The 19,765-nt window shown below is 73.1% G+C and carries 14 protein-coding genes, 1 tRNA gene and 1 pseudogene; 10 read left to right on the top strand and 6 right to left on the bottom strand.

From position 1 onward, the window contains the following. Positions 1–51 precede the first annotated feature (51 nt). Entirely contained in the window at positions 52–255 is a 204-nt protein-coding gene (locus tag MCM47_RS22890) for a hypothetical protein (protein WP_238863558.1), read from the bottom strand. Positions 256–503: 248 nt separating this feature from the next. Between MCM47_RS22890 and MCM47_RS22885 the strand changes: the two genes are divergently transcribed. Continuing rightward, positions 504–1,145 (top strand): class I SAM-dependent methyltransferase, encoded by a 642-nt coding sequence (locus MCM47_RS22885; protein WP_238863557.1) that lies wholly within the window; start codon positions 504–506, stop codon positions 1,143–1,145. Next, positions 1,142–1,717, top strand: a complete 576-nt coding sequence (locus tag MCM47_RS22880) for a TrmH family RNA methyltransferase (protein ID WP_238863556.1) — start codon at positions 1,142–1,144, stop codon at positions 1,715–1,717. The genes MCM47_RS22885 and MCM47_RS22880 overlap by 4 nt, the downstream gene beginning before the upstream one ends. Positions 1,718–1,838: 121 nt before the next feature. On the opposite strand, the gene MCM47_RS22875 is transcribed toward MCM47_RS22880, so the two are convergent. After that, positions 1,839–3,545 (bottom strand): NAD(P)/FAD-dependent oxidoreductase, encoded by a 1,707-nt coding sequence (locus MCM47_RS22875; RefSeq protein ID WP_238863555.1) that lies wholly within the window; start codon positions 3,543–3,545, stop codon positions 1,839–1,841. A 564-nt stretch (positions 3,546–4,109) separates the two neighbouring features. After that, positions 4,110–5,141 (bottom strand): Lrp/AsnC family transcriptional regulator, encoded by a 1,032-nt coding sequence (locus MCM47_RS22870; RefSeq protein ID WP_238863554.1) that lies wholly within the window; start codon positions 5,139–5,141, stop codon positions 4,110–4,112. 128 nt (positions 5,142–5,269) lie between these two features. Here MCM47_RS22870 and MCM47_RS22865 point away from each other — a divergent pair, with 128 nt between their 5' ends. Further along, positions 5,270–6,784: an MFS transporter gene (locus MCM47_RS22865; RefSeq protein WP_238863553.1), complete on the top strand. Its 1,515-nt coding sequence runs from the start codon at positions 5,270–5,272 to the stop codon at positions 6,782–6,784. 68 nt (positions 6,785–6,852) lie between these two features. On the opposite strand, the gene MCM47_RS22860 is transcribed toward MCM47_RS22865, so the two are convergent. After that, positions 6,853–7,656 carry a thioesterase II family protein gene (locus MCM47_RS22860; protein ID WP_238863552.1) on the bottom strand — a complete coding sequence of 268 codons (804 nt, stop codon included), beginning with the start codon at positions 7,654–7,656 and terminating at the stop codon, positions 6,853–6,855. A gap of 734 nt (positions 7,657–8,390) precedes the next feature. On the opposite strand from MCM47_RS22860, the gene MCM47_RS22855 reads away from it, so the two are divergent. The 6 genes and pseudogenes from MCM47_RS22855 to MCM47_RS22830 form a co-directional block, all read left to right on the top strand. Beyond that, positions 8,391–8,717, top strand: coding sequence for a PIN domain-containing protein (locus MCM47_RS22855; protein ID WP_238863551.1), 327 nt, complete (start codon positions 8,391–8,393; stop codon positions 8,715–8,717). Between the two features lie 159 nt (positions 8,718–8,876). Next, the gene (locus tag MCM47_RS22850; protein ID WP_238863550.1) at positions 8,877–10,475 is read left to right on the top strand and encodes a TIGR02677 family protein; all 1,599 of its coding nucleotides are present in this window, start codon (positions 8,877–8,879) and stop codon (positions 10,473–10,475) included. Then, positions 10,468–11,742, top strand: coding sequence for a TIGR02678 family protein (locus MCM47_RS22845; protein ID WP_238863549.1), 1,275 nt, complete (start codon positions 10,468–10,470; stop codon positions 11,740–11,742). The genes MCM47_RS22850 and MCM47_RS22845 overlap by 8 nt, the downstream gene beginning before the upstream one ends. Continuing rightward, the gene (locus MCM47_RS22840) at positions 11,739–15,842 is read left to right on the top strand and encodes a TIGR02680 family protein (RefSeq protein WP_238863548.1); all 4,104 of its coding nucleotides are present in this window, start codon (positions 11,739–11,741) and stop codon (positions 15,840–15,842) included. The genes MCM47_RS22845 and MCM47_RS22840 overlap by 4 nt, the downstream gene beginning before the upstream one ends. 14 nt (positions 15,843–15,856) lie before the next feature. Further along, positions 15,857–17,110, top strand: coding sequence for a TIGR02679 family protein (locus MCM47_RS22835; RefSeq protein ID WP_238863547.1), 1,254 nt, complete (start codon positions 15,857–15,859; stop codon positions 17,108–17,110). A gap of 47 nt (positions 17,111–17,157) precedes the next feature. Next, positions 17,158–17,463: pseudogene (locus MCM47_RS22830) on the top strand (alpha/beta hydrolase fold domain-containing protein); the annotation flags it as partial. 449 nt (positions 17,464–17,912) lie between these two features. Here MCM47_RS22830 and MCM47_RS22825 read toward each other — a convergent pair. Beyond that, a tRNA-Thr gene (locus MCM47_RS22825) sits at positions 17,913–17,996 on the bottom strand. Between the two features lie 249 nt (positions 17,997–18,245). On the opposite strand from MCM47_RS22825, the gene MCM47_RS22820 reads away from it, so the two are divergent. Beyond that, positions 18,246–19,073 carry an endonuclease/exonuclease/phosphatase family protein gene (locus MCM47_RS22820; protein WP_238863546.1) on the top strand — a complete coding sequence of 276 codons (828 nt, stop codon included), beginning with the start codon at positions 18,246–18,248 and terminating at the stop codon, positions 19,071–19,073. 7 nt (positions 19,074–19,080) lie between these two features. Here the strand turns inward: MCM47_RS22820 and MCM47_RS22815 are convergent, their stop codons facing one another. Continuing rightward, positions 19,081–19,620 (bottom strand): hypothetical protein, encoded by a 540-nt coding sequence (locus MCM47_RS22815; RefSeq protein WP_238863545.1) that lies wholly within the window; start codon positions 19,618–19,620, stop codon positions 19,081–19,083. Between the last annotated feature and the right edge of the window lie 145 nt (positions 19,621–19,765).

Raw genomic sequence — 19,765 nt, 5'->3', positions numbered from 1 at the left:
GCACGCCGTTGCGTCCTCGTCCGCGTGCGGCAGTCTCGGACCCTGCCGCGACTACTCGCGGTACTCGTCCTCGTCGAGCTCGACGATCCGGCTCTGCTCGGCGACGTCGGCGACCTCGGTGGCCGGGTCCGCCCCGAGCGCGCGACGCTCGGCGAGCTCGTCGTACTCGTCGTACTCCTCGTCCTCCTCGGGCTCCTCGTCCGGCTCCACCACCTCGGGGACCTCGTCCAGGTAGTCCTCGTGATTCTGCGGCATGGCATCCGTCCTTGCTGCTCGGAGGCTCCCACGGGCCCGCCCCGGGTACTGGAAGTATCCGCCGACCGCCGCCCGGGCGCGATGCGCCGACGGCCGCCCGGCGTGTTGCCGGGCCCGCACGACGGGCTCCGGACAGCCGGACGGAATCCGGGGTCCGGGCCGCCCGGGGGTACGATCAGTGCCGTACCAGCAGGGCTTACCCACACCCACCCGGTGGCCCCGAGGCCCTTACGAACGACGGGGAAATCATGTCCGGCTCGCACTACTTCACCGGTGCACCCGAGGTCGAGAGCGACCGCCGCCCGATCACGGTGACCCTCCCGGACCTCACCCTGGAACTGACCACCGACAGCGGGGTGTTCTCCCGCAGCCGGCTCGACCCGGGCACCCGGATCCTGCTGGAGCACGCACCGCCGCCGCGGGTCCGCGGCCCGATCCTGGACGTCGGCTGCGGCTACGGCCCGATCGCGCTGACCTGGGCGACCCGCCGCAAGCGGCTGCCGGTCTGGGCGGTGGACGTCAACACCCGCGCGCTGGAACTGGTCCGGCTCAACGCGGAGGCGCTCGGGCTGGGCAACGTGCAGGCGGCGCTGCCGGAGGACGTCCCGGCGGACCAGCGGTTCGCGGCGATCTACTCCAACCCGCCGATCCGGATCGGCAAGGCCGCCCTGCGCCGGCTGCTGCACCAGTGGCTCGGCCGGCTCACCCCGGACGGATCGGCGTTCCTGGTGGTGCAGAAGAACCTGGGCTCGGACTCGTTGCAGAAGTGGCTCAACGAGCAGGGCTACCCGACCACCCGGGTCACGTCGGTCAACGGGTTCCGGATTCTGGAAGCGCGGCCCAGCCCGGAGGGTGAGGGCCCCGAGAGTGGACGAGGTACGACGACGTGAAGCAGCTCCGCGGGACCGAACTGAAGCGGCTGCACCGCTCGTGGCGGCGCAGCAACGAGTTCCGGCTCGCGCTGATCCTGGAGAACCTGCAGTCGCCGTTCAACGTCGGCTCGGTCGTCCGGACCGCCGCCGCGATGGGCGCCGAGAAGCTCTACCTCACCGGCGACACCCCGTCGGTGCGCTCGGCCGGCGCGCAGAAGGCCGCGATGGGCACCGACAAGTACCTCAAGGTCGAGCACTTCGCCACCGTCGGCGAGGCGGTGGCCGCCGCCAAGGCGGACGCCTTCAAGGTGGTCGGCCTGGAGCTGGCGGACGAGGCGGTGCCGATGTTCGCCGCCCAGCTGACCCCGGCGGTCGCCTTCGTGCTGGGCCACGAAGACCGCGGCATCACGCCCGAGGCGCTGAGCCTCTGCGACCAGGTGGTGTTCGTCCCGCAGCTGGGCCGGGTCGGCTCGCTGAACGTCTCGGCCGCCGCGACGGTGGCGTGCTACGAGGCGCGCCGCCAGGGCTACGCGATCAGCGGCACCCCGGACGGCGACGTCGACGGCGGCACGGACTTCGACGAGGACTGACGGCGGCGGGTGACCGGCCGGCGGGAGGGCGGCTCCGGGCGCCCTCGAACCGGCCGGACCCGGCCCGGCTCGGCTCGGCTCGGACCGCCGGGACCGCCCGGACCGCCCCATTTGTCGGTCTTCATGCCAGGGCCCCTGTCGAATCGGTGGTGACGGGCGAGATCTCCTCGACGAGCTCGGCCGGTGGCGCCGGTGGTTCGACCGGGAGGATCCGATGGGTCGGCGGCGGCGAGGCGAGGTCGACCGAGGCGGTGAACTCCAGCCCGTCGTCCCGGCAGACGAACTGCACCACGTGCCGACCGGCCGCGGCGGCCCGGATCAGGCCTCCGGTGGTGGCCCAGACCCCGGAGAGGTAGAAGTCGGACAGCCCGGGCAGGACCGGGCCGTTCCGCTTGATCTCCTTCGCCACCGTCTCGGCGCCCTCGACGAACGGGTTCCAGCCCGGGATGGTGCCGTCGTGGACGCCGGTGTAGCGGACCTGGGTGAGCGGGGTGGAGACGTCCGCGACGGCCACCGCCCCGGCGACCCCGGGGAACCGCTCCTCGAGGAAGGCGACGATCCCGTTGCGGACCCGGCGCTTGGCCTCGGCGTACTCCCGGCCGTGCTCGACCGGCAGGGTGTGCAGTTCCTCACCGCGCCGCACCCGCGAGAGCTGCTCCGGGCCCCGGTGCAGCGCCCGCCAGGGGGCGATGTCCGAGAAGTAGGTGGCGAGTACCACGGTGGAGTCCCGGGGCGCCAGCTCCGGGTAGTACCGGGTGCGGAACTGCACGTTCATGCTGGGGCAGCGGATGCCGGTCAGGTCGGCGGTCTCCCGCTCGGAGAGCAGGTAGGTGGTGCTCGGGGCGCCCTGCGGGAACGGCCGGCGCAGGCCGAGGAAGAGCGCGACGCAGCCGGGCGAGACCTGGCCCGGCTCGTCGATCAGCGAGGTGTAGAGCCGCCGGTAGGTGTCGTTGAGGTAGCGGCCCTTGAGCAGCTTCATCACCGTGGTGCGACCGTCGGCGGCGGAGACCACGACGTCGGCGCGGAACTCGCGGCCGTCGCTCAGCCGGACGCCCACCGCCCGGTCGTCCTCGACCAGGATCTCCTCGACCCTGGCGTTGTACGTCACCTCGCCGCCGAGCCCGAGGTAGCGCTGCTCGATCGAGCGGGCCAGCGCCGGCGATCCGCCCTCCGGCACCCCGGCGGCCTGGTCGGCGTGCGCGGCGAGCTGGAAGTAGAACGGCAGGACGGGGTAGGCCGGGTGCTTCTCGTAGAGGATGAAGTTGAACGCCTCGCGCAGCAGCGGGTCGCGGAAGCGGAGCGCGTAGTCGGCCATCAGCACGCGGATCGACCTGCGAACGGTGCCGAGGTAGGGGAGGAACGAGGCGCGCATCCGCCAGCGCTCGGACCGGCGCATCAGCCCGACCGGCCTGAGGAACGGGTAGACCGCCAGCGCCTTCCGGAAGGTCCGGATGCCGTCGCAGAACTCCCCGATCGGGACGGCGTCGACCGGGGAGATGCCCAGCAGGTGGGACTGCAGCCGGTCGGGGTCGGAGTAGAAGCGGACCTCCCGTCCGTCCCGGCCCCGGACGATGTTGAAGACGTCGAAGTGCCGCATCTCCTTGCCCTGCAGCGCGCCGAGCTCCAGCCAGATCTGGTACATCTCGTTGCCCGGCCCGTTGCCGAGCAGCGAACTGATGCACCAGTCGAAGGTGAAGTCACCGCGGTCCCAGCCCGTGCAGGAGCCGCCGAGGATCTCGTGCATCTCGAGGATCCGGGTGCGGTAGCCGTTCATCCGGGCGTAGCAACCGGTGGCGAGCCCGCCGAGGCCGCCACCGATGATGATCATCGACTCCCGTCGGCGGTCTGGCGCCTTGTCCCGAGCCAATTCCCTGGCCTTCCTGCTCGTAGCCGTTGCGGTCGCGGAGTCCCGTCGCCCGCGGGGTGCCACGCGGCGGCATTGCGGGCGGCGACGGTATTGCGGGCGGCGGCGGAATGCGGGTGGCGGGATGCTGCGGGTGGGCGGCCCCGTTCACCCGGATTCGGACGCCAATCGACTTCGTACGGGATCGGCAATTCCAGGACCATCGGAAACCGATGATTCCGAGAGGAACGGCCGAGCGACCGGGCGGAGGTCCCGGCGCCGGCTCAGCGCGGAGACCGTATCGACATCATCAGGACCGGCAGACCCAGGTATGCGCCATGACGCGGCACGGCTCGCGACTGCCCACTCACGGCTACCCCCTTCGCGGCGCGGCCGGACGATCACCAAAACGACCATTGCGATACTAATGGCGACCGGAAGGGGATGCGAAGCATTTAGGAGGGGAATCGCGAGGGGTAATCCTTGTCCTATAATAGGTAGACAAACTATCTGATCGAGCCGGCGCCGAAACTGCGAGAATTCCGCGGATCATCTGATCAGCAGACCAGCCCGTTTGACGCTGCGGACGACCGGCGCCGACTCCAGGGTCACGACCCCCTCCAGCCCGCCCAACCGGTCCGTCAGATAGTCGTAGAACGCCTCGATGTCCCGGCAGACCAGGCCCGCCGCCAGGTTGGTCGGCCCGGTGGTCGCCGCGGCGAACCCCACCTCCGGGTGGTCCGCCACCGCCTGTGCGACGGCCGTCAGCCGCCCGGGGTGGACGGTCAGCCAACAGAACGCCTCGACCTCGAAACCGAGCAGCCGGGGCTGCACGTCCACGTCGAAGTGGAGCAGCCCGGACCGGGTCAGCGCGGCCAGCCGCCGCCGCACCGTCGCCTCGGATCCCCCGGTCCGGGAGGCGAGTTCGGCCAGCGGCGTCCGCCCGTCCACCGCCAGCGCCGCCAGCAGCCCGCGGTCCAGCCCGTCGAGCACCGCCGGCACGGGCCGCGCGGCCGGCACGGAGGCGGCCGGCCCGTCCACCGCCCCGTCCATCGGCCCGGCCCCGGCCCCGTCCCCTGCCCCGGCCTGCAGCCGGGCCACCTGCGCGGCGCTCAGCGCCGAGGTCCGTCCGCTCCACGCCGACGTCCCGCCGACGAAGGTCCGCAGCAGGTAGTGCGCGCTGACCGAGAGCACCTGCGGGGTCTTCGGCAGCTTCCCCAGCAGCAGTTCCTCCCGGTCCGGCCGGGCGGGCGAGCGGGTGTTGCAGATGATCTCGCCGCCGCCCGACAGCAGGCTCACCCAGGACGTCTCCGGCCGGCGGGCCAGCGCCTCCGCGATCGCCCCCGCCGCGTCCGGCACGCAGCGGACCCGCGTCAGCCAGTCGACCTCGCCGAGCATCCGGGCCCTGGTCCGCCCCACCACCCGCACGCCGTCGTCGGCCCGCAGCCGGTGGTAGCGCCGGGCCACCGTCTGGTCGGACACCCCGAGGACCTCCGCGATCCGCCGGAACGGCGCCCGGCCGTCCACGTGCAGGGCGTGCAGCAGCCCCCGGTCCAGCTCGTCCAGAGTCAGGCTTTCCATCGACGGGATGCTACTCGGTGTCGGATTCCGTCACTTCGAGCCCGCCGAGCGGCGCAACCGCCTGCCCGCGGCGCAAAGTGACGGAGCCTCGGCCGGCCGGACCGGGCATCGGACGAAGGAGTACGGGGATGAGCAAGTGGTGGCCGCTGGTCGCGGTCAGCCTGGGGGTCTTCATGCTGCTGACCGACGTCAGCATCGTGATCGTGGCGCTGCCGGACATCGGCACCGGCCTGGGGATGGACTTCGCCGGGCTCCAATGGGTCCTGGACGGCTACGCCCTCGCCCTGGCGGCCCTGATGCTGGGCCTCGGTGCGCTGGCCGACCGGCGTGGCCGCCGCCGCGTCTACACCGCCGGGCTGGTGGTGTTCGCCCTCGCCTCGCTGGCCTGCGGGCTGGCGCCGAACGGTGCGGTGCTGATCGCCGCCCGGGTGGTCCAGGCCGGCGGCGGGGCGGCGATGTTCGCCACCGCGATGGCCCTGCTCAACCTCGCCTACCAGGGCCGCGACCGCGGTGTGGCCTTCGGTGTCTGGGGCGCCGTCAGCGGCGCCGCGGCCGCCACCGGCCCGGTGGCCGGGGGCGTGCTCACCGAGTACCTGGGCTGGCGGTCGATCTTCCTGGTCAACCTCCCGGTCAGCGTCGCCGCCGTGGCACTCACCCTGCGCACGCTGCCCGAGTCCCGCGACCCGCAGGCCCGCCGGATCGACCTGCCCGGCACCCTCGCGTTCACCGCGGCCGCCGGCGCGCTGGTCCTGATGCTGATCCGCGGCGGCACCGACGGCTGGACCTCGGCCCCGGTGCTCGCGCTGGCCGCGGTCGCCGTCGTCTCGCTCGCCGCCTTCGTCCTGGTCGAGGCGCGCAGCGCGCACCCGCTGCTGGACCTGGCGCTGTTCCGCAGCCCGACCTTCACCGGCGTCATGCTGTGCGGCCTGTTCTACTCCGCCGCCGCCTTCTCCTGCCTCCCCTACACCTCGCTCTGGCTGCAGTCGGTGCTCGGGCAGGGGCCGCTGGCCGCCGGCCTCGTCATGCTGCCGATGAGCGCCGTCGCCTTCGCGGTCTCCGCGGTGGCCGGCCGCCGGCTGTCCACGCTCCCGGCCGCGGTGCCGCTCGGCGGCGGCCTGGCCGTGATCGGCGTCGGCGGACTGCTCCAGTGCACGCTGGACGGCTCCTCCGGCTGGGTCGCGCTGCTGCCGGGTCTGGCGGTCGCCGGCCTCGGCGTCGGTGCGGTCAGCCCGGTCCTCGCATCGAGCGCGATGGCCGCCGTCCCGCGGGAACGCGGCGGCATGGCCGGCGGCGCACTCAACACCTTCCGCCAGCTCGGCCAGGCCCTCGGCATCGCGGTGTTCGGCCTGGTCCTCCACCACGGCCTGCGCAGCGGACTCGCCGACGCCCCCGCCGTCCCGGACCCCGAGGCCGCCGCCCGGGCCCTGAGCACCGGCCGGGTGCCGGCGGACACCCCGGAGGCGCTGGTCCGGACCGCCTTCGCCACGGCACTGGACCACACCCTGCTGGCCGCAGCCCTCACCGCCCTGGCCGGCGCCGCCCTGGTGGCCGTCCTCCTGCGCCCGCGCCCGCGGACCGGCACCGGCCCCGTGCCGGCACCGAGCCAGGACCGGGCGGCCGCCGAGCACCGCCAGGCCGCCTGAGCCGGCATCGGAGACCGCACGCCCCCGCCCGTCCGCCCCCCTTCCTCAGGGGCGGACGGGCGCCACTGTTACCGGCCCGACCGACCGCCCTGCCCGACCGACCGCCCCGACCGGACCACCGACTGCTGACCGGCGATGAACTCGCTGATCGCCCAGATCACCGACGAGACGTGGTCGTCGAGGAAGAAGTGCCCACCGGAGAAGGTCCGCAACGAGAACCCGCCCGTGGTGTGCGCGGCCCAGGCCGCCGCCTCCTCCTCGGTCACCTGCGGGTCCACGTCCCCGACCAGCGCCAGGATCGGCCGCGTGATCGAGTCGCTCCCCGGCCGGCTCCGGTACGTCTCGGCCGCCTTGTAGTCCCCGCGCACCGACGGCAGCACCATCGCCAGGATCTCCGGATCCCGCAACAGCGCCGGGTCCGTCCCGTTCAGCCGCACCATGTCCCGGATCAGCGCCTCGTCGTCCAGCCGGTGCACGTCCCGCTCCGCCGCACGCGGCCGCGACGGCGCCCGCCTCCCGGAGGCCACCACCCCCAGCAGCCCCATGCCCTCACGCTCCATCCGCACCGCCACCTCGAACGCCAGTGACGCCCCCAGGCTGTGCCCGAACAGCGTGAACGGCCGGTCCGCCCAGGGCCCCAGCTCCTCCACCACCAGGTCCGCGAGCTCGTGCACGTCCTCGACGCACGCCTCCCCCGCCCGGTCCTGACGGCCCGGATACTGCACCGCGAGCACGTCCACCGAAGCCGGCATCGCCCGCGCCACCGACAGGAAGTACCCCGCCGACCCACCGGCGTGCGGCAGGCACACCAGCTGCGACCCGGCCTCCGGCGCCGGCTGGAACCGCCGCACCCAGAGACTGCTGCGCTCCATCCCCGTTCCCCCCATCCCCTCACCGTCCCGGGGCACCACGCCCCGCCCCCATTCAAACCCCACCCCCGCTCCCCCGACGGCAAGATCCCCGAACCCGTCGACCACCCCGCTCCCCAAACGCCGAAGGCCCGAGCCACGTCCAGCGTGACCCGGGCGGAGGTTTGCTGCTTCCAGGCCCGCCTGCCGTCCGGATCGGCTAGTGTCCGCTCCGAGTCACCGAACCGACTGCATTCGCGGGGAGCTGGCATGGCAGGCCCATGGGAGATCGCTTCGAGCGTTGGCGCCATGGGTTCGGTTGCGGGCGCCTGGGCGGTCTACCGGGGGCAGACGCGCTTCCCACCCAGGAGGAACCGGCCTCCGCCCCGTGACTCCCGACGCTGGGCCTGCCTCCAAGAGGACTTGGCGGCCGGACCCCGAAGGGCACCGCCACGGCAGCATCAGCACGACCGCCCTCCCCGTCGCCACGAGTAGGCACCAAAAAGCCCGGTCAGAGGTCTGAGCCTTTAGCATTCTGAGCCACCTGCGGGATTCGAACCCGCGAGCTACGCATTACGAGACCATGAGGGTTCGTGATGCGCCGTGCCGTATCGTGCCACCTCCTGACGTTTTGCCTGATCAGCGCGCATGCGGCAGGTTAGGCGATGCCGTCCCGTGCTGCACCGTCCAAAGGCGTCCGTCCACCGGCTGTCCACCGGGAGACCCTGAACCGACTTCAGTCTCCCGAAAGCCGCGACTTGTCCACCTTCGACAACGGCGTCGGCCGAGACGAAGCCAGGGCTGCTAGGCAGCCGTGTCAGCCCATCGTTAAGGACCTCTCCGCCGCCGACGCGGTCCGCGCCGCCGAGCTCCGCCACTTCTCATACATCACCCGCTCCCGCTGGACTGACGAAGATCTCCATCACACCCGCACCGCCAGGCCAGGCACCCTCTCCACCGCTGATGCGCTGTGCATCGCCGTCGCCGAACGTCATGGTCTCCCGGTCCTGACCACCGACCGAGCCTGGTCGGTCATCGAGCGCCTCATCGGCGGATTCACCGCCAAGACGATCTGCATCCGCTGAACACGGCCCAGATGATGGCGGGCGGTCAGTCGGTGCGCCATCGGCCTCCTGTGCGGCAGCGGCTGGAGCGCGCGGCATGGTAGGGCAGCCCGGGGCACCGAGCCGTCCGATTCGACCGAACCGACCGAACGCACTCGGCCATCCGGCACAATGGCGTGCATGACCAGCGCCGACGACCCGCATGCGAGCTCGCCGGTCGGCGACACCGGCCGCGGGGACGGGCCGTACCAGCCGTTCGCCCACCTCACCACAGAGCACTGCGCCCTCTACCGCCGGGTGATGGGGGTGTTCGTCCGGGCCAAGCAGGAGTTCACCGTCCACCTGCGCCCGGAGGACGTGCACCTGGGGCTGCCATCGGAAGGGCGGCCGCCGCTCGAAGGGGTGGCGACCGCGCTGGAGCGGCTCGCGAGATGGGGCAACCTCCGGGCCGACCCTGACACCAGCCGGGTCACCGCGCTGGAGGACTTCTACCGCTCCCGCCACATCTACCAGCTCTCCCGCGCGGGCGAGGCCGCCGAGGAGGCGCTGGCCGCGTACGACGAGGCGCTCGGTCGGCGCGGTGAGCTGCAGGCGGTGGCGCTGGCGGACATCACGGTGCAGCTGCGGGCGCTGCTGGCGCTGGCCGGGCAGCCCGGACCCGACCCGGCCGTGGTGCACCTGTCGCTGCTGGCGCTGGTGGACCGCTTCTCGGGCCTGGCGGAGAACGCGCGGGCGTTCATGAACTCGCTGCAACGGACGGTCGACCTGCACGAGGCCGAAGTCGAGGTGTTCCTCGCCTACAAGCAGCGGCTGATCGAGTATCTGGAGCGGTTCATCGAGGACTTGGTCACCCGGGGAGCCGAGATCGCCGGTCTGTTGACGGAGTTGGGCACGCCTGAGGCGGGTCCGGTCGGGCCGCTGCTGCGGGTGGCCGCCGAGCGCGAGGCATCCGACGCGGCCCCGGACGCCGCCGCCGAGGCCCTGGCCGGCTCCGAACGCCGCTGGGAGGGGCGCTGGGAAGGCCTGCGGGCGTGGTTCCTGAGCGTGCCGGGGCGCAACTCCCAGGCCAAGCTCCTGCGTTCGGCCGCCCGCCAGGCCATTCCACAAATGCTCGCCGTCGTCCAGGCATTGAACGAGCGCCGGGCCGGCCGGTCGGACCGCTCAGCCGACTTCCGGGAGCTGGCCCGCTGGTTCGCCGAGGCGCCCGACGACGAGGCCCGCCACCGACTGTGGCGATCCGCGTTCGGGCTGTACTCGGCACGTCATCTGACCATCGACCAGGAGGCATTGGCCGAACGGGACGCCGAGCCGGTGCCGCCCTCCGCGTCCTGGTACGACGCACCGGGCGTGCGGATCAGCCCGCAGCTGCGCCGGACGGGTTCGTACGAGCGGCGCGGCCGGAACAGGGCGGTGCAGGACCGTGCCGAGGCCAAGGCGCACCTGGCCGAGCTGGCACGCAAGCAGGCCGAGCAGACCGCCGCCGCCCGGGCCCGGCTGGCTACCCGCGGGGAGGTCCGGTTGAGCGACCTCGACGAGTTGGACCGGGATTCCTTCCGGTTGTTCCTGCAGTTGCTCGGGGACGCCCTGGCGAAGTGGCGGCCTGGCGCGGAGTCGGTGTCCACCACCACCAACGACGGGACGATGGAGATCAGGCTGACCGGCTTCCCGGGCGGCGGGATCGCCGAGATCCACACCCTCGACGGCATCCTCCGGGGTCCCGAGCACCTGGTCGAGATCATCGACCTCACCGCCGAACCGGCGGGAGCGGGCCGTGCGTGACAACCGCCTGGGCGATGTCCTCGCCGCGCAGCGGGCGGAGGAGTTCCGCAAGGCCGCGCGGGCACTGCTGCGCCGACCGCTGCTGCGCGCGGGCGGTCCCCACTCCGACGAGTTCCGCCTGGTCCGACAGCACGCGGCCGAACTGCGCACCTGGTTCGAACGGAACACCGGCTGGGCCTTGCTGGTGGACTCCGAGGTGGCCCGGCTGCGCCGCATCCCGGGCCTGGACAGCGATCCCACCCACCCGGCACGGGACCAGCGCACCGGACTCCCGTTCTCCCGGCGGCGCTACGTCCTGGTCTGCCTGTGCCTGGCGGTGCTGGAGCGTGCCGAGCACCAGATCGCGCTGGGGCGGCTGGCCGAGCAGGTGGTCCTCGCGGCTGCGGACCCGGCGCTGGAGAGTACCGGAATAGACTTCGCCCTCTCCGACCGCGAGCAGCGCACCGACCTGGTGGCGGTGGTCCGGCTGCTGCTGGAGTGGGGCGTGTTGGCCAAGGTCGCCGGCGACGAGGACGCGTTTCTCAAGTCGGCCGGTGACGCCCTGTACGACGTGGACCGCCGGGTGTTGGCCGGGCTGCTGGTCTCCCGGCGCGGGCCCAGCACCGTACGCGCCGACGGCTTCGCGGAGCGGCTGGCCGAACTCAACGCCGAGGTGCTGCCGGACAGCGACGAATTGCGCAACCGCGCGCTGCGACACACGCTGACCCGGCGGCTGCTGGACGATCCGGTGCTGTACGCCGACGGACTGTCGGAGGCCGAGAGCGCCTATCTCGCCTCCCAGCGCGGTGCGTTGACCCGCCGGATCAGTGAACTCACCGGACTGGTCCCGGAGGTGCGGGCCGAAGGCATCGCCATGGTGGACCCGGACGACGACCTGACCGATCTCCGAATGCCGGAGCAGGGCACCGACGGCCATGTGGCACTCCTGCTCGCCGAGTACCTGGCCGGGAAGGGCGGTAGCGTCCCGCTCTCCGAGCTGCACCGCCAGGTGGCGGGCTGGGCGCTGGAGCACGCCGGGTTCTGGCGGCGTAGCGCCACCGTACCCGGCGCCGAGACCGAGCTGACCGAACAGGCCGTCGAACGGCTGGTCGCGCTCGGGCTGCTGGAGCGCGCGGCGACCCCGGACGGCACCCCCGCCGTCCGTCCCCGCCCAGCGCTGGACCGCTACCGGGTCGGCGAGACGATCCTGCTGGAGCCCGGCCAGAGCGCCCCCCGCAAGTCCTCCCAGAAGTCCGCGAAGAGCACGAAAGGCAAGAGGACCCGATGAACCCGACTGTCGCGCTGCCGTCCGCCGGCCGCACCCGCTGGCAGCCGCTGCGGGTCGGCCTGGTCGACCTCTTCTACTACGACGTCGAGGAGTTCCACTTCCGCGACGGCCGCCTCCTGTTCCGCGGCAACAACGGCACTGGCAAGTCCAAGGTGCTGGCCCTGACCCTGCCCTTCCTGCTGGACGGGGACCTCTCACCGCATCGGGTCGAGCCGGACGCCGACCCGAAGAAGCGCATGGAGTGGAACCTCCTGCTCGGCGGCGAGCACCCGCACCCCGAACGGCTCGGCTACACCTGGATCGAGTTCGGCCGCCTGGACGAGGACGGCACCTCGCACTACACCACCCTGGGCTGCGGTCTCAAGGCAGTCAGCGGGAGGGGTATCGCCCGGCACTGGTACTTCGTCACCGACCGGCGGATCGGCCCCGAGCTGCGGCTGCTGGACTCCACCGGCGCCGCGATCACCCGCGACCGGCTGGCCGAGGCGCTGGACGGGCGCGGCCTGGTGTACGACTCGGCACGGGCGTACCGCCGAGCGGTGGACGAAGCGCTGTTCGGCCTCGGCGAGCAGCGCTACGCGGCCCTGGTCGACCTGCTGGTCCAGCTGCGCCAACCGCAACTGTCCAAGCGGCCCAGCGAGAAGGCGCTCTCCCAGGCGCTCACCGAGTCGCTGCCGCCGATGGACCAGGCCGTGATCGCGGACGTCGCCGAGGCGTTCCGCTCGCTCGACGAGGAGAAGGAGCAGCTCGCGGTCATGGTGGCCGCCGAGCGCGCCGCCACCGGCTTCCTGGAGCACTACCGCCGGTACGCCCGGGTGGCCGCGCGGCGCAAGGCCCGCGCGCCCCGGGCGCAGCACTCCCGCTACGAGGCACTGCGCACCGAACTGAACACCGCCGAGCAGGACTTCGAGGCGGCAGGGGTCGCACTGGAGGCGGCCGAGGCCCGACTGGAAGAGCTGGACCGGCTGCGCTCCGGCCTGCGGGCCAGGGACGAGGCCCTGCGGGCCGGCCCGGAGATGCGCAGCGCCCGCGAGCTGGAGCAGGCCGCCGACCTCGCCGGACGCACCGCCCGAGACGCCGAACGCGCCGAGGGGGACCGCACCCGCGCCGAGGACGAGCTGACCCGGTACGTCACCCGGCTCGGCGCGGCGCGTTCGCGCGCCGAAGCCGCCGACCGGGCACAGGAGGCCGCCCTGGCCAGGGCCTCAGAGGCGGCCGCGTCCGCCGGAGTGGAGCGGGAGCACACTGACCGGGTCAGCCTCCCGCTCGCAGCGGGGGATCCGCCCGAGGCCACTCAGCGGAGCTGCGCCGAGTTCACCGACCGGCGGCTGCGCTCGGTCGTCCTGGTCGAGGAGCAGCTGGCCGCAGCCCAGGACGCGCTTCGTGAACTCGACCGGAAACGGCGGCAGTTGGCGGATGCCGACGAGGACCTGACCCGCCGGGCCGACCTGCGGACCGAGGCCGAGGAGAACGCCGCGCAGGCAGGCCGGGACTACCTCTCAGCCGTGCGCGCCCACTTCACCTCCTGCACGCTGCTCCGCCCCGCCGACCCCGAGGGCATGCTCGACGAACTCGCCCAGTGGGTCGAGACGCTGAACGGCCCCGACCCCTCCCGTACCGCGGCGCAGCAGACCGCCTCCGCAGTCGGCGCCGAACTCGCCTCCCGGCGCGCCGCACTGGACCTCCAGCAGCGCGAGCTGCACACCCGTACGGAAGAACTGCGCGCCGAACTGGCGGAGTTGACCTCCGGCGGCCAGCGAGGTCCGCAGGCGCCGCACACCCGCTCCCCCGAGGCCCGGCAGGACCGCCCGGGCGCGCCGCTCTGGCGCCTGGTCGACTTCAGGGATCAGCTGCCGGACCACCGGACCGCTGGGCTGGAAGCCGCCCTGGAGGCGTCCGGTCTGCTCGATGCCTGGGTCGGCCCGGACGGCTCACTGGCCGCCGCCGATACCTGGGACACCCTGCTGACCGCCGGCCCGCCGGTGGACGGGCGCTCGCTGGCCGGCGTCCTGCGCCCGGCGGTCGACCGCGCCGACCCGGCCGCCGCCGCCCTGCCGGACGAACTGGTCTCGCGGCTGCTGAGCGGGATCGGCCTGCTCGACGTGGACGACGATCTCCCGGACACCGGCAGCTGGGTGGGCCTGGACGGCCGCTTCCGCCTCGGAGCACTCACCGGCGCCTGGTCCAAGCCGACCGCCGAGTACCTGGGCGAGAGCACGCGCGAACAGGCCAGGCGCGCCCGGATCGCCGCCGTCAACGCCGAACTCGACCACCTCGCAGGGCGGCTGCAGGACCTGGCGGACCGGTCCGAGAGCACGGCGGCCGACGCACGCACCCTCGCGGCGGAGCAGGCCGCGCTGCCGGACGACTCCGCCCTGCGCGCCGCCCAGGCCGGGGTCGCGGCGGCCCAGCAGGAGCACACCCGGGCCGCCGAGCGCCGCACCGCCGCCGACCGGGCCGCCGCCGACGCCGCCGCCGACGCCGACCGGGCGACGGAAGAACTCCAGTCCATCGCCGCCGAGCTGGGGTTGCCGACCAGCAGCACCGGCCTGCGCGGCATCCGCGAGGCGCTCGGCTCCTACCGCGAGGCCCTGGCGGCACTCTGGCCGGCCGTGCGCGAGACCCGCGCGGCCCGTACCGCACTGGCCACCGAGGAGGCCGACCACACCCGCGCCGTCGAGCACGCCGCCGAACTCGCCGAGCGCTCCCGCGCGGCGGCCCGGGAGGCCGTCGCGGCCGGCGAACGCCACGAGACGCTCAAGGCCACCGTGGGCGCGGCCGTCGCCGAGCTGCAACGCCAACTCGACCAGGTCAAGGCCGCCCTGCGCGACTGCGAGGAGGCCGAGCGGGCCACCCGCCGCGAGCAGAACGCCGCCACCGGCCGCCAGGCCGCCGCCGACGCCCTGCGCACCCGGGTACGCGGTGAGATCGAGGACACCGTCCGCACCCGGGAGGAGGCGATCGACGCGCTGCGCCGCTTCGCCGCCACCGGCCTGCTCGCTGTCGCCCTGCCCGAGCTCGAGCACGCCTCCGACTCCTGGGCTCCCGAGCCGGCCGTCCGGCTCGCCCGCACCGTCGAACGCGAGCTGGAGTCCGTCGACGACTCCGACCCGGCGTGGGAGCGCGTCCAGCGCAGGATCACCGAAGAGCTCAAGGACCTCTCCGACGCCCTGGCCCGCCACGGGCACACGGCCGCCGCCCGCATGATGGACGACGGTCTGGTCGTCGACGTCGTCTTCCAAGGCCGGGAACGCTCCGTCCCCGCGCTCGCCGCCGCCCTGACCGCAGAGGTGGCCGACCGCCAGCAGCTGCTCTCCGCCCGCGAGCAGGAGATCCTGGAGAATCACCTGATCACCGAGGTGGCCGGGACCCTCCAGGAGCTCGTCAGCGCCGCCGAGCACCAGGTGCTGAAGATGAACGAGGAACTGAAGGACCGCCCGACCAGCACCGGCATGCTGCTCCGCCTGGTCTGGCGGCCCGCGCGCAACGCGCCCGGCGGCCTGACCGCCGCCCGCGACCGCCTGCTGCGCCAGTCCTCCGACGCCTGGACCGCCGCCGACCGCACCGCCCTCGGCGAGTTCCTCCAGGCCCAGATCGACCGCGCCCGCACCGACAACCCCGCCGGCACCTGGCTCGAACACCTCAGCACCGCTCTGGACTACCGCTCCTGGCACGAGTTCGGCATCGAGCGCCACCAGCACGGCCGGTGGCAGTCCGCCACCGGCCCGGCCTCCGGAGGCGAGCGGGTGCTCTCCGTCTCCCTGCCCCTGTTCGCCGCCGCCTCCTCGCACTACGCCTCCGCCGGCAACCCGCACGCCCCGCGCCTGGTCACCCTGGACGAGGCCTTCGCCGGCGTCGACGACGACTCCCGGGCCAAGTCGCTCGGACTGCTCACCGCCTTCGACCTGGACGTGGTCATGACCTCCGAGCGCGAATGGGGCTGCTACCCGCAGGTGCCGGGCCTCGCCATCGCCCAGCTCTCCCGCGTCGACGAGATCGCCGCCGTCCTGGTCACCCGCTGGGAGTGGGACGGCCGGCACCGCACCCTGGTGACCGACGGCGAGGTTCCGCCGCAACGCCAGGAAGGACTCTTCGCCTGACCATGGACCTCCCCATGGACCTCCCCCGCCTCCAGCGTCTGCTCGGCGCACCCGAGCTCGCCTGGCTGCTCGACCGCGCCCGCCGACGCCTGGAATCCGGGCGGCCCCTCGACGGCACGGTCTCCCTGACCGAGGCCGACGACGCCGCACGGGCGGCCGTCGCCCGCCTTCTGGGCCGGCCTCCGCGCCCCGGCCGGTCACTGTCCGTCTCGCTGGCCGCCGTCGACCGCACGCTCCGGGCCAGCGGCGCCAGCCCGGACGGGCTCGCCGCGGCCGTGGTGGCGCTGACCGGCCCGGTCACCGACAAGCGCGCGCAGGATGCAGCCCTGGCCACCGCGTGGCAGCGCGCGCTCTCCGAGCTCGAGCACCCCGCCGTCACCGAGCGGCCCGAACTCGCCTCCTGGAAGGCCAAGGTGGCGGCCAACGGCCTCCTCAGGCGGCTCGCGGGCGGCGACCCGGCCACGGGCCGTCGGCTGGCCGCCGACGCCGTACGGGTCCTCGCCCGGCTCCCCGCCGACGGACTCACGCTGCCCGTCCTCGCCGCCCGCACCCTCGGCGACGCCCACGCCCTGGACCAGGGCCGTCCGCTCAGCGCGCTCGTCCACTCCGCCGTCCGGGCCCTGGCCGCCACCGAGCTGCCCAGCGGCGCCGAAGGCCGCCGGGCGGCCTGGGCGGCCGCCGGCGTGGCCCTGGACGAACTCTCCTCGCGCGTCCTCGTCCTCGGCCTGCCCGGTTCCACCAGCAGCACCACCGGGCGCATCCTCGCCGCCGCCCACGAGGGCGGTGAACCCTGCCTGCTGACACTGCGCCAGCTCACCCGACAGCAGCCCGCACTCGGCCTCGCCGAGCGCACTGTCCACGTCTGCGAGAACCCCGCCGTCCTCGCGGCCGCCGCCGACGAACTGGGTTCCGACTGCCCGCCGCTGGTGTGTGTCGAAGGCCAACTGTCCGTCGCCGCCCGCACTCTGCTGGGTCACCTCGCCGACCAGGGCTGCCGGCTCGCGTACCACGGCGACTTCGACTGGGGCGGTATCCGCATCGCCTCCGGCGTCCTCCGCCTCCCCGGCGCCCTCCCCTGGCGCTACGACAGCGCCTCCTACCTCACCGCCGTCGAAAGCGGCCTCGGCACCCCGCTCACCACCGGCATCCCGACCCCCACCCCCTGGGACCCTGGCCTCGCTCCGGCCATCACCGAGCACGCCGTCCGCATCGAGGAGGAGCACCTGCTCGACCAACTGCTCACCGACCTCCGTCGGCAGACCGCATAGCCGGGAGAGGGTGCCCACCGGACGACTCCTGACCCGCCGGTCATCGCGACCGGCTGGTGCGGGAGCTGGCGGTCGGTGCGCAGGCCGCGGTGGTCTTCCCCGAGTACGATCTGTCGCCCGAGGCGCGCTACCCCGTGGCCGCCGAGCAGAACCACGCGGTCGCCCGCTGGGTCGTCACCGCCGGTGCCACCAAAAACCTGGACGGCACCCGGCTGGCGGCGGCGGGCGACTCGGTCGGCGGCAACACGGCCGCCGCGCTGACGCTGATGGAAAAGGAGCGCTGCGATGTCGCGCTCGTCCAGCAGGTGCTCCTCTACCCGGTCACCGACGCCGCGTTCGACACCCCGTCCTACTGCCTCACTCCGCCGCAGCCAACTCACCTCAACGTCCCAGCCGAGGCCGCCCACCAGCTCGCGGACGCCGCCCGGTCCCCACCCATGACGAGTTGAGCATGCCGCGTCGACCTCCGGAGCCCCTCCCCCGAACGACAAGCCGCCGACCCCTCACTTGTCGACAGCGGACAGCCCGTCCAAGACTGACGCGCCCGCTCACGACCATCCATCCGCACCCTCGATGCGCGCTCGTCCACCGGCTGTCCACCAAGACCCTCCGCCAGCGGGTGGCCCGACTTGTCCTTCTGGACAAAACCCCAGGTCAAGAAGGTTTCCCAAGGAGTCGATAACCTCAGCGAACCGGCGACCTACGCATTGCGATGCATAGAGTCCGGGTGTCCGATTTCCCGATTCCCATGGTCACGGAAACGGAAAAACCCCAGGTCAGAAGCCTGACCTGGGGTTCACCATGGAGCCGCCTGCGGGATTCGAACCCGCGACCTACGCATTACGAGCGCGCTCGGTCCCGTGCCCACCAGTCCCAACAGGCGGGCCCGAGTCCCAGTTTCGCCTGATCACAGCACATGCACCCCTGACGGCTAGTCCCAGGTGGGGCGGTGAGTCCCACGGGTGCCCGAACGTCCCGGGCACTTCGCGGGCACCCCGGCGGCTGAGGAATGTCCTAACGTCCAGCTTAGACGACCCGGCCTCGATCGTCACTCTCGGCAACGCCCGTTCGGCGGACGGCGGGCCCGTCCGCTCAGTAGGCTCCAGGACATGGCCACCACCACCGAGGAGGCGCTGTGGCAGAGCTGCGGATCGCCACGTTCAACACGCTGTTCGGTGGTCGGGATGACGACGGGTACGGCGACGACCGCCGCTGGCAGCAGCAGGCCCGGTTCCTGCGCTCCCTGGAGGCCGATGCCTACGCCCTCCAGGAGTGCAACGTGTGGGACGCGCTCGGCGGCCGGCGCCTGCACCAGGCCCGCCGCCAGCTCGGCATGACCAGCGCGTTCCTCGCCTTCGCCAACGAGACCACCACCGGGCACCGCTTCCACACTGCGATGCTGTTCGGCCCGCGGCTCAGCGTGCTGGCCGAGGACGGGGACGGGGCCCGCTACCACCACGTCCTGGGCTGGGCGACTGTTGAGGTCGACGGCGACCCTGCGCCATGGGCCTTCCGCAACGTGCACTTGGATCCGTTCGACCCGCTCAACCGGGCCCGCGAGGTCCAGCCGCTCCAGACCCTCGCGGACCCCGGCCGCCGGTCCGTGGTGCTCGGCGACTTCAACAACCTCGGCTTCGGGCACCCGGAGCCCAACTGGGCACCGCTGCCGCCACACCTGCGCAACGCCCAGCTCGGGCTCGCCGAGCCGCGCTCGGCGCAGCGGACGGCGATGGACCTGCTGGAAGCGGCCGGCTTCACCGACGTCGCCCACGCCAGCGGGGACGACCGGTTCACCGGCGGCTTCGGCGCGGGCGACGTGCCGCGCCGCCAGGACCTGGTACTGCTCTCACCCGCACTCGCCTCGGCGGTGGTCGGTTACGAGGTGCACGACGACCCGGTTACGGACGGGTTCAGCGACCACGCCGCGGTGGTCGTGACTATCGACCTGGACCGGATCGCCTGACGTCAAGTCAGGCGATGGTGCTGAGGTAGTGCCGGGTCAGCAGGCCCTCGGCCCACTCGGCACCGGTAACCAGAAGCGTTCCGCCCGGGAATTGCTCAAGGGAGGGCAGCTCGGTGCCTGACGCCGTGCTCCTCACGGGCTCGTGGTCGTCAGTGAGCTCGGCGAACAACCTGCCGATCGGGTTCCCGTCCACCAACTGGTTGTAGCGCTCCAACCCCGCCCGGACCCTGCCCGGCAGGCCGGTCCGGTCGGCGACCTGCTCGATGATCCACTCTGCCGTTACCCCGTCGAGGGGCTTGGGCCAGCTGGCCTCCTCGCGGTCCGGATCGCGGTCGGGATCGCGGTCCCGCGCGGTGTAGACGAGCAGCGCGACGGTCGGCAGCGCGTACGTCCACGGGCCGCTGCTGTAACCCTCCGGGGTGCTGGTCGGCTGTAGAAGGGTGGCTGCCCGGCGGACCGAGTCGTGCCATCGTTGCTCCAGCCACCCCGCGGCCGGCATGTCGTACGCCAGTCGGCCCGCCCGCCACCACAAGCTCTGAACGTCCATGCCACAAACCGTAGGTCCCGCAGATGGCCCTGGGAGCCGGAACGCGGAAACATCCGGCTCGGATCGAGGTGCTTCGGCGCCGCTTCGACTGAGACGAGACGGTGCACTGGGATGGCGACCGGCGTGTGCCGGCCGAGCGGGGCTC

It is taken from the genome of Kitasatospora sp. A2-31, assembly GCF_022288725.1.
Lineage (GTDB): Bacteria > Actinomycetota > Actinomycetes > Streptomycetales > Streptomycetaceae > Kitasatospora.
Note: the sequence above shows the minus strand (reverse complement) of the source record. Positions and strands in the feature narration are given on the sequence as shown.

Excerpts from the sequence above, each read along its gene's own strand:
- MCM47_RS22890 (WP_238863558.1), bottom strand. The coding sequence starts at position 255 with ATGCCGCAGAATCACGAGGACTACCTGGACGAGGTCCCCGAGGTGGTG.
- MCM47_RS22885 (WP_238863557.1), top strand. The coding sequence starts at position 504 with ATGTCCGGCTCGCACTACTTCACCGGTGCACCCGAGGTCGAGAGCGAC.
- MCM47_RS22875 (WP_238863555.1), bottom strand. The coding sequence starts at position 3,545 with ATGATCATCATCGGTGGCGGCCTCGGCGGGCTCGCCACCGGTTGCTAC.
- MCM47_RS22870 (WP_238863554.1), bottom strand. The coding sequence starts at position 5,141 with ATGGAAAGCCTGACTCTGGACGAGCTGGACCGGGGGCTGCTGCACGCC.
- MCM47_RS22865 (WP_238863553.1), top strand. The coding sequence starts at position 5,270 with ATGAGCAAGTGGTGGCCGCTGGTCGCGGTCAGCCTGGGGGTCTTCATG.
- MCM47_RS22860 (WP_238863552.1), bottom strand. The coding sequence starts at position 7,656 with ATGGAGCGCAGCAGTCTCTGGGTGCGGCGGTTCCAGCCGGCGCCGGAG.
- MCM47_RS22850 (WP_238863550.1), top strand. The coding sequence starts at position 8,877 with ATGACCAGCGCCGACGACCCGCATGCGAGCTCGCCGGTCGGCGACACC.
- MCM47_RS22840 (WP_238863548.1), top strand. The coding sequence starts at position 11,739 with ATGAACCCGACTGTCGCGCTGCCGTCCGCCGGCCGCACCCGCTGGCAG.
- MCM47_RS22835 (WP_238863547.1), top strand. The coding sequence starts at position 15,857 with ATGGACCTCCCCCGCCTCCAGCGTCTGCTCGGCGCACCCGAGCTCGCC.
- MCM47_RS22815 (WP_238863545.1), bottom strand. The coding sequence starts at position 19,620 with ATGGACGTTCAGAGCTTGTGGTGGCGGGCGGGCCGACTGGCGTACGAC.